A 14,432-nucleotide genomic window follows, 5' to 3' on the forward strand; every position below is an offset into this window, starting at 1 on the left:
CGGACATGACGAGGCGTACGAAGAGGGCATGACCATGACGAAGAAGATGCTCAGGGACGTCATCGAGATCCCGGAGGAGCTGAGCGCGAACGACTTCGTGCTCAAGCTCAGCGACGGCGTCTCTCAGGTCAGGGCCACCCTCGCCAGCTACGTGGTCACCCCGCAGCTCGCCGCCTGCTTCGACGAGGCGCTCTCCTACGTCAAGGGCGCACTGGAGAAGGGCCGCAGCGACGCCGCCTTCCTGCACGGGTCGTTCGGCTCCGGCAAGAGCCACTTCATGGCCGTACTGCACGCCATCCTGCGCCACGACCCGGACGCCCGCGCGCTCGACGGCCTGGAGTGGGTGCTGGAGAAGCACGACCGCTGGCTGGCCGGCCGCAAGGTGCTGTGCCTGACGTACCACCTGATCGGCGCGCAGTCGATCGAGCAGGCGGTGCTCGGCGGGTACGTCGACCAGATCCGCCGCCTGCACCCGGACGCGCCGATCCCCGAGGTCCACCGCACCGACGGGCTGCTCAGCGACGCCGACAACCTGCGGACCAGGTTCGGCGACGAGGCGTTCTTCGCCAGCCTGCGCCCCTCCCCCGGTCAGAGCACCCCGCAGCCCGGCGGCTGGGGCAAGCTCGCCCCGAGCTGGAACGCCGAGTCGTACGCGGCGGCCCGCAACGCCCCGGCCAGCGCCCCGGAGCGGATGCGGCTGGTCTCCGACCTGATCCGCGTCCACTTCCAGGGCTACACCGGCAACGCCGGGTACCTCAACCTGGACCAGGGCCTCGCCGTGGTCAGCACGCACGCCCGGCAGCTCGGCTACGACTGCGTGGTGCTGTTCCTGGACGAGCTGGTGCTCTGGCTGGCCTCACGCAGCTCCGACCCGGCGTTCGTCGGCGACCAGGGCGCGCGGGTCGCCAAGCTGGTGGAGGCGTCGGACGCGCACCGCGCGGTGCCGCTGGTGTCGTTCGTGGCCCGGCAGCGCGACCTGCGCGACTTCCTCGGTGACAACGTGCCGGGCGCGGAGAAGTACGCGATCGGCGAGACGTTCCGCTGGTGGGAGGACCGGTTCAACAAGGTCACCCTGGAGGACCGCAACCTGCCGGTCATCGTCGGCCGCCGGCTGCTGCGGGCCTTACCCGGCCAGGAAGGCGAGCTGTCGGCCGCGTTCACGAAGGTGACCCGTGAGCCGAAGATCTGGAACGTTCTGCTGGAGGGCCTGGACGAGTCGGCCGACGCGGCAAGCTTCCGCCAGACCTACCCCTTCTCCCCCGCCCTGGTCTCCACGATGGTCGCCCTGTCCGGCCTGCTGCAGCGCGAGCGCACGGCGCTGCGGACCATGGCTGAGCTTCTGCGGCGCGGCAGGGCCGAGCTGACCGTCGACGACATCGTCCCGGTCGGCGACGTGTTCGACGTGCTGATGGACGCGGGCGTGGTGCCGCTCACCGACGACATGAAGCAGCACTTCGCCAACGCACGCACGCTGTACGCCGAGAAGCTGCTGCCCCGGCTGCTCGACCGGCACAAGCTCGCCGAGGGCGCGCAGCTCGGCTTACCCCGTACCCACCCGTTCGTCACCGACGACCGGCTGGTCAAGACGGCGCTGCTGGCCGCGCTCGCGCCGAAGGTCCCGGCGCTGGCCAACCTGACGGCGGGCAAGCTGGCCGCGCTCAACCACGGCACGATCGCCAGCCCGATCAGGGGCCGGGAGGCCGAACGCGTCCTCGGCCTGTTCCGTGAGCTGGCCGCGTCGGGGGTCAGCGAAATCCACCTGAGCGGCGACCACGCCAACCCGCTCATCACGGTCCAGCTCGCCGGGGTCGACTACGAGAGCGTCCTCGACCGGGTCATGTCCCAGGACAACACGGGCGAACGGCGGCGGCTGCTGCGCGAGCTGGTGTTCAGGTCGCTCGGCCTGCCGCTGAAGGAACTCGACACGATCGGCGGCGGCCTCCCGCACACGGTGACCTGGCGGGGCAGTAAGCGGACCGTGGACGTGCTGTTCGGCAACGTCCGCGACCCGCACGAGCTGCCGGACGCCTCGCTGATGGCCGAAGGCGACCGGTGGAAGCTGGTCATCGACTTCCCGTTCGACACCGCGGGCCACGGGCCCAGCGACGACCTCGCGCGCATCGAGGACCTGGAGCGGTCGGGCGAGCGCAGCCGTACGGTGTGCTGGGTTCCCGCGTTCTTCACCGCCGCCCGGGAGACCGACCTCGGCGAGCTGGTGCGGCTGCGGTACGTCCTCGCCTCGCCCGACCGGTTCGAGTCCAACGCCAACCACCTGTCGGTGCAGGACCGGGCGACGGCCAAGGCGCTGCTGGAGAACCGCAAGCGGACGCTGGAGGAGAAGCTGCTGGGGGTGATCCAGCAGGCTTACGGGGCCGCGAGCCGCCTGGAGGCGGACATCGACGCCTCGCGCGGGCACTCGTCCTTCTTCGGCACGCTCGACCACGGCCTCAACCTGGGCGCCCCGGTGGGCCAGCGGCTGGCCGACTGCATGGAGCACCTGATCGACCAGATGCTGTCGGCGCAGTATCCGGAGCATCCGCGGTTCGCCTCGGAGGTCCGCAAGGCCGACACGGCGAAGGTGCTGGAGTACCTGGAGCAGGCAGCGGCCGAGCAGTCCGGCCGCGTGCCCGTCCAGGCCAAGGACCGCGACGTGCTGCGCAAGGTCGCCAACCCGCTCGGGGTCGGCGAGGCGCTGGAGAACGCGTTCCTGTTCACCGGGGACACGTTCTGGTGGCGCAGGCACTTCACCCAGCTCGCCGCCCAGGAGGGGCTGGGCGACGTGATCCCGGTCGCCAAGCTGCTTGCCTGGATGGACCTGCCGCAGCCACGCGGCCTGGACGCCGGCACCCGGGGTCTGGTGATCGCTGCGTTCGCGCTCATCCAGGACCGGGTCTGGTACCGGCACGGCTCCCGCACCCCCCGGCCGCCGCTGGAGCAGATCACGCCCGACTACGAGCTACGGCTGCCGAAGCTCCCGGACGAGGCGGCCTTCCGTACCGCCCAGGACCGCGCGGCCAAGATCTTCGGGGTGACGGTCACGCCGCTCAGGTCGGCCGCCAACGTGGGCAAGCTGGCCGGTCTGGTCCGGGCGCAGGCCCGCGCGCTCCGCGACCCGGCCCAGGCCCTGCACGACCGGCTCGCCGAGCACAAGAGCGTGCTGAGCGTCGACCCCGCCTGGCCTCGACTGTCCACCGCCGCCGAGGCGCTCGACCTGGTCAAGCTGCTGGTCGCGGAGACCGGCGACACCGAGCTGGTCGAGGTGCTCGCGGCGACGGCCATGCCGGTGAAGGAAGAGGTGCTCGCCAGGTCGCTCAAGTCCGCCCAGCAGACCGCCGAGACGCTGCGCCGGGCCCAATGGGACCTTCTGCGGCCTGTGGCGGCCATGACAGGCGACGCCCAGGCCGCGTCCATCATCGAGCGGTTGCGGGAGACGGCCCGGCGCAACGAGTTCGAGACGGTCGAACGGCCGCTGGCCGTGGCGCTCCGGGAAGCCGGCGCCGAGGCGGCCCGGTTCCTGGCGAGCCGGGTACCGGACGGTGGTTCCTCGGGTGGCGCCACCGGCGGTGGGGACACCTCGGGGACTACTGGCGGCACGGGCGGAGGCGGGAGCACGGACCCCGCCGGGACCACGGGCACCGGCACGGGTTCCGGTGGCTCCGGCAGCGTCGAAGGCGGCACGGGCGGGGGTTCCGGCTCCGGGAGCGACCCGGTTCCGGCGGGCAAGGAGCACGTCTTCCAAGCGAGCAAAGCCGAGCAGGTGCTCATGGACGTCCTCGTCGAGCTCTCGGAGTTCGCCAAGCAGCACCCCGAGATGGAGATCACGATCACGTGGAAAGCCCACTCGTGACGGGTACCCGGGCGCCGCTGGCGGCGGCCACCCTGCCCGTGGTGCGCACCATCATGCGTAAGGTCCACCGGGGCGACCGGGACCGGCGGGTGGTGGGCATCCACGCGCGGCCCGAGTGGAACGGCGAACCCTGCTTCACGCACGACGAGGTCACCGTCCACGTGCGCGCCTGCCCGTCCGCGCTGGCCGTCCGTGAGGCCGTGGTGGAGCACGCGGCCCGCGACGGCGACTACCTTGTGGTGCTCACCGACGTCGGCGACCGTGACCTGGGCATCGGGCTACGGGCACACCTGGCCGGTGGCCACCTCATCGCGATCAAGCCGTGGGAGCTGCTGAAGCAGTCGTTCGACGCCAAGACGCTCGACCCGCTGCTTCTGGAGGAAGGCTGGGCGGCGTCCGCGCTGGCCGCCTGGCAGCCCGCCGAGAACGGCTGGCCCGCCGCTCCGGGAGGGGCGCTCACGCGCGACTTTGCTCTCGGCCGGCTCGGCGAGGTGCTGCTGGGCAGCGGGCCTGACGGCGAGCCGTACCTGACTTCGGGGCACCCCGACGCCGTCAGCCTGCTGCGCTGGACTCTCGACCCGGTGGCCATGAACCGCTTCACCGAGCTGGACGCCGACACCCGTAAGGGCTTCGGCCGCTGGCTCGGAGAGGCGACGGGCACCACGGGCACGTGGACCCTGCGGGCCGTGCAGAGCGGCTACGGGGGGGACGCCGTGCCGCTCGGCCTGGTCGCCGGCCTGCTCGCGCATCCGGATGCGGGCGTGCGGGCGGCGGAGGCGCGCGGGCTGCTGCGCGCCCGGCTCGGCGGGGCCGACCTGCCCGCCGAGGAGGCGAGGAGCTGGGCCCGTGCCGCCGAGGCGTTGGTGACCCAGCTCGACCGGCCCGACAGCCTGCTGGAACGCGCCGAGGCGCTGCTCAGGGAGTTCAACGCCGAGGCGCTGATCGCGCTCTCCCCGCTGCTGCCCGGCGCGTACGACACGCGCCTGCGGAGCTTCGCGCAGGCCGTGAGCGACGCCTTGTCCTCGCCGACCGGACACGGGTGGGGCGCCCTGAGCGTCCCGTCGCCCGCCGCCCTCGCACGGGTCGAGGAGGCGCACACCCAGCTCGTCGCACACGAGCTGGCCGCCCAGCAGCCCCGCACGCCGACGGCCCGGATGGCGCTGCGGCTGCTCCGCTGGCTCGCCACCCCGCCCGGTCCCGCGCCGGATACGCTGGCCGGCGCGCTCTACCGGCAGGTGCAGGACGGGGCCTACGTCGAATGGGCGTACGCGGACGTGTGGACCGGGGACACCGACGACGCGGTGGGAGCCGCCTACCAGCGGCTGCTGGAGGCCGTCGACACCCGCAGGCGACCGGACGACCGGTCGCTCGCCGCCCGGTTCGCGCAGGCCGTGGCGGCCGACGAGCACCCCGGACGGCTGGTGCCGATCGAGGCGGCCATGGCGACCTTGGTACGGCCGCTCGGCCGGGTCCTGCTGGTGGTCCTGGACGGGATGACCGCCGGGAACCTGGCCGAGATCGCGGCCGAGCTGACCCAGTGGGGGCAGCAGCGGTGGCACGAGCTGGTGGACGCCGATCTCGGGCACCGGCAGGTGCTGCTGCCCGTGCTGCCCACCGTCACCGAGGCGTGCCGGACGAGCCTGCTGACGGGCGTGGCCCGTACCGGCGGCCAGGACGACGAGCGCGCGGGCTTCCCCTCGGCCGCGGGCGACCCCAGGGCGCGGTTGTTCCACAAGGGCGACCTGCCGGGGCCGGGCGGCTCCCAGCTCGCCGCCGAGGTCAAGAACGCGATCGCGAGCGACGTCCGCGTGGTCGGGGTGGTGCTGAACACCATCGACGACGCGCTGGACAAGATGAACCCCGGAGGCATGGCCTGGACTCCGGGGCAGATCCAGTACCTGTCCGCGCTGGTGAACGTGGCCGCGACCGCCGGGCGGCTTCTCGTCCTGACCGCCGACCACGGCCACGTGGTCGAGCGGGGTGGCACCATGATCTCGGGGACGGGCGCCGCGTCCGCCCGCTGGCGGCCTGCGGGGCTTCCGGCCGGGGAGGGCGAGGTGCCGGTGCGCGGTCGCCGCGTGCTGCTCGGGGGCGGCTCAGTGGTCCTCCCCTGGAGGGAGGACATCCGTTACACCGGCAGGCGGGCCGGATACCACGGCGGGCTGGCGGCGGCGGAGGTCGCCGTGCCGTTCGCGGTGTTCAGTCCGGCTCCGGTGGAGCAGGTGGCGGGCTGGGTGCAGGCCCCGGCGCAGGAACCGGTCTGGTGGCACGCGCCGCTGGCCGTGCCGTCCGCGCCCTCCGCTTCCCCGGCGGCTCCGCCCGTCGCGGCGGCCCCCCGGGCGGCGCAGTCGCGCGTCAAGGCACGTCCCATACCGGGCCAGGACGCCATCTTCGAGATGGCCCCCGCCGTCGAGAGCGCACCCGGGTCAGGCGGCACGACGCCGGGCGAGGCTCTGGCGACGGCGCGCGCAGACGGGGGATCCTCGCCCGCCGGTACCGGTGGAGCGGCGGACAAGGTCTCCGTCTTCCTCGACGCGCTGGTCGCCAGCGCCCAGTACGCGGCCCAGCGCGAGCGGGCCGGGCGTGCGGCCCCCGACGACGCGCGCGTGGTCGCCGTACTCGGTGCGCTGCTGCGCAACGGCGGGCGGCTGCACGAATCCGCCCTCTCCGCGGTGGCCGGGGTGCCCGCCGCGCGCATGCGGTCGGTGCTCACGGCGATCCGGCGCCTGCTCAGCGTCGACGGCTACGACCCGGTGACCTACGATCCGGACGGGGTCACCGTGCTGCTGTCGGCGGGAGTGCTCGCCGAACAGTTCGGAGTACGGGCACCATGACGGTCATGAACGTGAGCGAACGCCGCCGCAGGGAGGTCATCGACGCGCTGCGCCGGGGAACGGTCCCCGTGGCCGGTCTCGACCTGCTCGCCGTCGGCCTGGACCGCTTCTCCGCCGCCCTGTCCGCCGAACTGGCCACCGCCGCCGACGGCGGGTCGGTGTTCAAGGCCGTGCGCGGCGAGTACGGGTCGGGGAAGACGTTCTTCGCCCGCTGGCTGGGCGAACAGGCGAAGCAGTCCCGGCTCGCCGTGGCCGAGGTGCAGATCTCTGAGACCGAGACGCCGCTGCACCGGCTGGAGACGGTGTACCGGCGGCTGTGCGACAACCTGAGCACGGCCGAGTTCCCGCCGAGCGCGCTGCGTGCCATCGTGGACGGCTGGATGTTCACCCTTGAGGAGGACTCGCTCGCCTCCGGGGTGTCCGAGGACGACGCCGAGGCGCTGGAGGCGGCGGTCGGCGACCTGCTGGAGCGGCGTCTGGCCGAGGTGAGCCGGGCCGCTCCGACGTTCGCCGCCGCCCTGCGCGGCTACCGTACGGCGGTCGCGGCCGGGGACATGGCGACGGCGGAAGGCGTGCTGGCCTGGCTCGGCGGGCAGCCGCACGTGGCCGCGTCCGCCAAGCGGGCGGCGGGCGTGCGCGGCGACCTCGACCACTTCGGGGCGCTCGGCTTCCTGCAAGGGCTGCTCACCGTCTTGCGGGACTCGGGCCATCCGGGGTTGTTACTGGTGCTGGACGAGGTCGAGACGCTGCAGCGGGTCCGCTCGGACGTGCGCGACAAGGCGCTCAACGCGCTGCGCCAGCTCGTCGACGAGATCGACTCGGGCCGCTTCCCCGGCCTGTACGTGCTCATCACCGGGACACCCGCGTTCTTCGAGGGACACCAGGGGCTGCAACGGCTTCCTCCGCTGGCCTCGCGGCTGGCCACCGACTTCACGACCGACCCGCGGTTCGACAACCCGCGCGCCGCGCAGATCCGCCTCCCCGGGTTCTCGCCCGAGGCGCTGCTCGAACTCGGCGGCCGGGTACGCGACCTGTACGCCTCCGGCGCGGCCGACCCGTCGCGCGTGCTGACCGCGGTGGACGACGCCTACGTGGCCGACCTGGCGCGGGCGGTCACCGGCTCGCTCGGCGGCAAGGCGGGGGTGGCACCCAGGGTCTTCCTGAAGAAGCTGGTCGGCGACGTGCTGGACCGGGTGGACCAGTTCCCCGACTTCGACCCCCGCATGCACTACGCCCTGACCATCGCGGGCGGGGAACTGAACGAGTTCGAGCGCAACGCCGCGGCGGGCGGATCGACCTCCCCGGACGAGGTGGAGCTGGACCTGCCGTGACCGGCCTGCACCCCGTCGTGGAGCACCACATCGTCAACACGCTGGGCTGGCCGTCCCTGCGTCCCCTGCAGAGCGCGGCGGTGGAGCCGCTCGCCGGCGGTTCGGACGCGCTGCTCCTCGCCCCCACCGCGGCGGGGAAGACCGAGGCCGCCGTCTTCCCTCTGCTGTCGCGCATGGCCGCGTCGAACTGGCACGGCACGTCCCTGGTGTACGTCTGCCCCATCAAGGCGCTGCTCAACAACCTGCTGCCCCGGCTGGAGGGGTACGCGGCGTGGCTCGGCAGGCGGGTCGCCCTGTGGCACGGCGACGTGCCCACGGGCACCCGTAGGAAGATCCTGCGCGAGCGACCGGACATCCTGCTGACCACGCCGGAATCGCTCGAATCCATGCTGGTCAGCGTCAACGTCGACCACCGGGAGTTCTTCGCCGGGCTCCGGGCCATCGTGGTGGACGAGGTGCACGCCTTCGCCGGCGACGACCGCGGCTGGCACCTGCTGGCGGTGCTCGAACGGCTGACCCGCGTCACGGGACGGCCGCTGCAACGCGTGGGACTCTCGGCGACGGTCGGCAATCCCGGCGAGCTGCTGCGCTGGTTGCAGGGCTCGGGGGCCGGCACGCGCCCCGCGCAGGTCGTCGCCCCCGACCTGAACGGGAACGCCCCGTCCGTGACGCCTCTCGGCCCCTCCGTCAGGGACGCACCTCAGGCTCCCCCACCTGGCGACATCCGGCTCGACTACGTCGGCACGGTGTCCAACGCGGCCACCGTCATCTCCTCCCTGCATCGCAGCGAGAAGCGGCTGGTGTTCTGCGACTCCAAACAACTCGTGGAGGAACTCGGGCACGCCCTGCGCGCCCGGGGAGTGACCACGTTCCTGTCCCACGCGTCGCTGTCTGCCGACGAGCGCCGCCGCTCGGAACAGGCGTTCGCCGAGGCCCGCGACTGCGTGATCGTCTCCACCTCCACCCTCGAACTCGGCATCGACGTCGGGGACCTCGACCGGGTGATCCAGCTCAACGCGCCCATGACGGTCGCCTCGTTCCTCCAGCGCCTCGGCCGTACCGGACGACGGCCCGGGACGCTGCGCAACTGCCTGTTCCTGGCACTGAACGAGGAGGCGCTGCTGCACGCGGCGGGCCTGCTGCTGCTGTGGGGCCGGCACTGGGTCGAGCCGGTCACCCCGCCGCCCGAACCCCGGCACATCGCCGCCCAGCAGGTGCTCGCGCTGTGCCTGCAGGAGCACCGGGTCGGCGACCGGCTCTGGCAGGAGTGGTGGAACGGGCTCGGCCCGTTCGGAGCCACCGCCGCGCCCATCGTGAGCCACCTGATCGACGCCGGATACCTCGACCGGGACGGCGGGATGCTGTTCATCGGGCCCGAGGCCGAGCGCAGGTTCGGCCACCGGCACTTCATGAACCTCACCGCCGTCTTCACCGCCGCACCGGAGTTCACCGTACTGGCGGGACGCACCGAGATCGGGCGCACCGACCCGGCCCTGCTGACCGAGGAGATCGAGGGGCCGCGTCTGCTCCTCCTAGGCGGCCGCACCTGGCGGGTCACCTACATCGACTGGCGGCGGCGGCGCTGCTTCGTCGAACCGTCGGACGGCCACGGCAGGGCCCGCTGGAACGGCGTCGGGATCGGCGGCCTGTCGTTCGCCATGGTCCGGGCGATGCGCTCGGTGCTCCTCGGCGCCGACCCTCCCGTCCAGCTCACCCGGCGTGCCACCGAGCGCCTCGCCGTCCTGCGCGAGGAGGCCGTCGAGTCGGTGCATCCGGGCGGTACGGTCATCACCCGCTCACCCGGCGGGGACGTCCGCTGGTGGACGTGGGCAGGCTTCCGGGCCAACGCGACCCTGGCCGCCACGCTGGCCGGAGTCGCCGACCCGGGGCAACGGGTGGAGGACGCCTTCATACGACTCCGGGAGGAACTCACCCCGGACATGTGGAAGGCCGCCACCGGGGACGCCCCGGAACGGCTCTGCCTGCCCGACGTGGACGAGAAGGCGCTGAACGGCCTGAAGTTCAGCGTCGCTCTCCCCCACCGTCTCGCCACCGCCACCCTGGCCGCCCGCCTCGCCGACCTGAACGGAGCGGCGTCCGTCCTGCGGGAACCAGCACGGTTCAGCATGTTGTGATTTGAGCGGAGCCGCATCGATCCTGCAGGAACCAGAAAGGTTCAGCATGTTCCGATCCAGCAGGACGGAGACGGCGTGGGCTCCCGGGCCGATGTCCGCGATCGAACGGGCGGGCACGCCCGCGCAGTCACTCCCCGAGTGTCTGCGGCTGTTGGATCATGGTGTCGAAGTACCGCTTGGTCTCCGGGTCCACGGCGTATATAGCGGTGCCGACCATGCCGCGGGTGAGCAACACCTTGTAACTGTTGCGGATCAGCCGGTCCGCCTCCGCGTCACTGACCTTCCTCGTGAGCGCAGGGTCCTTGCTCGCGGAGCGGACCGTGATCAGCTTGCCGTCGCGGGCGACGAGGTCCGGGCCGATGATGACACCGTTCCAGTCGTACTCGAAGCCCTGGGCGGTGAAGACGCAGCCCACCTGGCCGAACCCGCCGGGCTCGGTCGCCCACAGCTCGCTCGCTGGGGCGTCACCGACGGCTCGGTCGCCCTTGACGTTCCACGGACGTTCCCATTCGCCGATCCGCACGTCAGGGACCAGCGCCCCATCCTTGGGTTCGCTCCACTTCCAGCAGTAGCCGGCGGTCATGCGAGCGGAGTAGTCACCGTCGCGCTTGGTCCGCAGCAGCGCCTCCAAGTCGTGCGGTGAGTCGGCCAGAGTGACCTCGAAGTGGTCGTCGCCCGTCCATTCCTCCGGAGTACGTCCGCCAAGTCCCAGAAGCCCCAGCACCCAGTTCTCGTACGTCCGGCTGCCTCCGCATCGGAACTGCGCGTCGAGCGACACCTCGTGAACCCGCAGCCCGAGGGACTCGGCGTGCTTCCTGATGTCCGCGACCGTGCCGAGCTCTCCGGGACGTACGACCTGGTGCTCGTCCAGCAGAAAGACCGGAACGCGGGCGGCCGCGATCAGCTCATTCACCTGGGGGCGGCCGGTGCGGTCGCTGCGTCGCGTGAAGCGGTTCGAGGAGTTCTCGCGGATCCGGTGTGCTTCGTCACAGATCAGCACTTCGAATTCGTTCGGCTCCGTCTTCGCGAAGTCGTTGAAGTACTTGAAGAGGGACTGCACACGTTTCGACCCCTTGCCGACATAGCGGCGCATGGTCTGCGTGAACGACCTGGACCCCGTGGCGTGGAAGGCCGCCCGTCCCTGGCGCGTCAGCTCGCCCAGCAGCGCCAACGCGATGACGCTCTTTCCGCTGCCGGGCCCGCCCGACACGATGACGACTTCCTTGGAGTTCGACCGACGGGCCTGCTCCACGTGATGCATGACGAGCTCGTACGCGAGGCGCTGTTCCGCGAGCAGCTTGAACTGCTCGCGGTCCTTGATCTCCGCGGCGGCGAGCTTCAGTAGCTGCTTGGAGGGACGCACAGCGGTGGTGAGCAGCCGGTCGGCGGCCTCCGCGCCGGGCCGCGGAGCGAACCGGTCCCGGAGGTACTCGAGGAACGCCCCCCGCCGGGTCTTGGTGAACATCCGGCTGTGATCGTCCTGGACGAGGTCATACAAGTCACGGACATCAAGGTCGGCGGCGTTGTGGAGGTAGGCGACACCTCGGACCGCCTGCTGGTCGCCTCCCAGAACGGCGGCGAAGTCGGCGATGTACTCGCAGTATCCCTGAACCTGAAGCAAAGGGTGCAGCTGGGGCCGGGACATACCCCCGACGAGGACCAGTTTGTGATCATCCTCGTAGAGATCGGCCTGGCTCCACTGCTTCAACTCCACGACGACATAGGCGTCTTCGCCCGTGCGGCGGTCGACGCCGGCGAGCACCACGTCGGCTCGCTGGCTGGTCAGGGGAAGCTGGTACTCGACCATCATTTCGACCGCGCCCAGCCCGGCGTCGACCAAATCGTTCGCGAGCACGGGAAGGCTGCTGTCCCACGACCGGCGCTCGGCCTGCGAGGGCGTGATTCCCATGGTCATCCGCAGATGCTCGGCAAGACGCTCACTCAACCGCCGTTCCGCGAGCGACTCCGACGCGAGCTTGACCAAACCCTCGGCAGAATGCCGAAACGCCGTCACGAACTACCCCCACGCAGCACGAAATCTCGTGCGGTATGGGGGCATGTCCGTGATCAGTGGATCAGCGGAAGCCCGTCGGGCCGCATCACTTATGTGTCAGGCAGGCTACAGCGATCAACCGTCAAATCCGACCCAATCTGCAGAGCCATCGGAGCTGGGCCACGGGCCGACAATGACGCGCGCGAGCACGGTCGGGCCGCGTCTCGGGGCTGCCTAGATATCAGATTGTGGGTGTACGCCGCTAAGGTACTACCTGTACCATTTAACCCGCCTTCGTCCGTGGCCACGCTGCCGACCTCTTGGCCGGCGCCGTCTTGGGGAGCGCGCTCGTGGCGTTGCGGTGCCTTTACCAGGGCAGTACCGGCGAGCTTGCCACCGCGCTCACCCGCGAAGGCTTCAGTGACGAACTGAAGCAACGCTTCCGAGACGTCTTCTGGCAGGAGCCGTCCGAGCGAGAAGTCCGCTCCTGGACCAACAGCATTCCAAGCGTGGTCGCCCTGCTTGTTGAGGCCGGCCTCGAGGACGTACAGGTGCTCCTGGAGTTGAAGGCTCCGATCACCGACGTGCGTATGGACATGGTTCTCGTCGGCACCTTCCCGCAATCGGACCTCATATCGGTCGTGGTGGTGGAGAACAAGCAGTGGTCCTGGATTCGGCCAGATGCCGGAATGGTGCGGCTGAGCAGGGACGGGATGCCGCAACTACATCCGGCCAACCAGGTATGGGGCTACCTGCAGGTGCTGCACGGCTACGTCCCTATGCTCCGCGACGGGAGACTGTGCGGCATCGTTAACCTGCACAATGCCCCCGCACCTATGGTCGACGCCGTCAGGCCCAAAGTGCAGTGCTTGGAGGAGGTGGTGCAGCGGTGGGTGGCGATGTATGGCGCGGGAGATCAGCGCCAGGAGTTCAAGGAGGTGCTTCGCCGGCAACTGTCGGGCAGACATGCCACGGAGCAGGCCGAACTCCTGCTGCAGGCGCCGGTCAAGCCCGCCGAAGGCCTCATGACGCACGTCGCCCGGTGCGTGCGCGAACGTACGGTATTCCCGCTGCTGGATGAGCAGCGGGAGGCCTATGACTACGTCCGCCACCTGGTGGCCGCGAGCAAGCAGGGCGTGCGTAAGGAGATCGTTGTCATTGTCGGTGGTCCTGGCACCGGCAAGAGTGTGATCGCCGTAGAACTGCTCGGCACACTGACCCGTCAGAAGGTGCACGCCCTCCATGCGACCGGCAGCCGATCCTTCACTCGGACCCTGTGGAAGTATGCGGGCCTGCCCGGCAGGCAGCGAGGAGTCTTCACCTACTTCAACGCCTTCTCCGACGCCACCCCCAACGATGTCGATGTGATCATCGCGGACGAGGCACACCGCATCCGCAGAACCTCGCGTGACCGTATGGATGAGAGGGATCCGCGCGAGCCCCCGCCGCAGATCGACGAGCTGATCCACGCCGCCCGCGTGCCGGTGTTCTTGCTCGACGAGCACCAAGTCGTGCGCCGCGGCGAAGTCGGATCTCTTGAGCTCATCCGTAACAGGGCCAGACATCTGGGGTGCGGAATCCGCGAAATCAACCTGAGTCACCAGTTCCGTTGTGCCGGCTCACCGGAGTACATCCACTGGGTGGAGCGTTTGCTCATGCTCGCCCCCAACACGGGGCGGCCCATGTGGCAACCACTGAAGAACTTCACGCTGTACGTCGCTCGTACCCCGCTGGCGATGGAGAACTACCTCAAGGCACGGGTGGCAGAGAATCACAAGGCCCGGATAGCGGCAGGCTTCTGCTGGCCGTGGAACAAGCCGAACACCGACGGGGGTCTGCCGTGCGACGTGGTCATCGGAGATTGGCGGCGGCCGTGGAACTCGAAGGCCGAAGACTACGTCAACGGTGTGCCGCCATCTCCCTTATGGGCCACCGACCCGGCCGGCTTCGGCCAGATAGGCTGCATCTACAGCGCCCAGGGGTTCGAATACGACTACGCCGGAGTCATCTTCGGCCCTGACCTGATGTGGCGGAACGGGTGGCGGACCGAACGCCGTCATAACAGGGACCCGGACCAGATCAACGCCGATGACTTTCACACGGTCATCCGCAACACCTACCGAGTACTGTCAACTCGCGGGATGCGAGGCACCGTCCTCCACTCCGTCGATCCCGACACCAACCAACTGCTGATCGATTTGGGTGTCCCCCCCTTGGAGGACTGACCTCGCCTGGCGAGCTAAGGGCTATAGCCTGCGCCACTCGGCCTCTTTCGCCCAACACCCGACCTGG

6 protein-coding genes are annotated in these 14,432 nt (G+C 70.5%); 5 read left to right on the forward strand and 1 reads right to left on the reverse strand.

Annotation, left to right across the window (positions count from 1 at the left end; genetic code table 11):
• The first annotated feature begins 28 nt into the window (after positions 1-28).
• From BJ982_RS33360 to BJ982_RS33375, 4 genes are read left to right on the forward strand one after another with little or no spacing between them, the layout of a single operon-like run.
• Positions 29-3,847 carry a DUF6079 family protein gene (locus BJ982_RS33360; RefSeq protein WP_184886687.1) on the forward strand — a complete coding sequence of 1,273 codons (3,819 nt, stop codon included), beginning with the start codon at positions 29-31 and terminating at the stop codon, positions 3,845-3,847.
• Positions 3,844-6,681, forward strand: coding sequence for a BREX-2 system phosphatase PglZ (pglZ, locus tag BJ982_RS33365; protein ID WP_184886688.1), 2,838 nt, complete (start codon positions 3,844-3,846; stop codon positions 6,679-6,681). Before BJ982_RS33360 ends, pglZ begins: the two co-directional genes overlap by 4 nt.
• 5 nt (positions 6,682-6,686) lie before the next feature.
• Positions 6,687-8,012 (forward strand): BREX system ATP-binding protein BrxD, encoded by a 1,326-nt coding sequence (brxD, locus tag BJ982_RS33370; RefSeq protein WP_203958968.1) that lies wholly within the window; start codon positions 6,687-6,689, stop codon positions 8,010-8,012.
• The gene (locus BJ982_RS33375; RefSeq protein ID WP_184886692.1) at positions 8,009-10,147 is read left to right on the forward strand and encodes a DEAD/DEAH box helicase; all 2,139 of its coding nucleotides are present in this window, start codon (positions 8,009-8,011) and stop codon (positions 10,145-10,147) included. The genes brxD and BJ982_RS33375 overlap by 4 nt, the downstream gene beginning before the upstream one ends.
• Positions 10,148-10,274: 127 nt before the next feature.
• Here BJ982_RS33375 and BJ982_RS33380 read toward each other — a convergent pair whose 3' ends face one another.
• A complete protein-coding gene (locus BJ982_RS33380; RefSeq protein ID WP_184886694.1) occupies positions 10,275-12,161 on the reverse strand; it encodes a DUF2075 domain-containing protein in 1,887 nt (628 codons plus the stop codon).
• Between the two features lie 329 nt (positions 12,162-12,490).
• Between BJ982_RS33380 and BJ982_RS33385 the strand changes: the two genes are divergently transcribed.
• Positions 12,491-14,365 carry a DUF2075 domain-containing protein gene (locus BJ982_RS33385; RefSeq protein ID WP_184886696.1) on the forward strand — a complete coding sequence of 625 codons (1,875 nt, stop codon included), beginning with the start codon at positions 12,491-12,493 and terminating at the stop codon, positions 14,363-14,365.
• The last annotated feature ends 67 nt before the right edge of the window (positions 14,366-14,432 follow it).

Origin of the sequence: Sphaerisporangium siamense, assembly GCF_014205275.1 — a bacterium.
Lineage (GTDB): Bacteria > Actinomycetota > Actinomycetes > Streptosporangiales > Streptosporangiaceae > Sphaerisporangium > Sphaerisporangium siamense.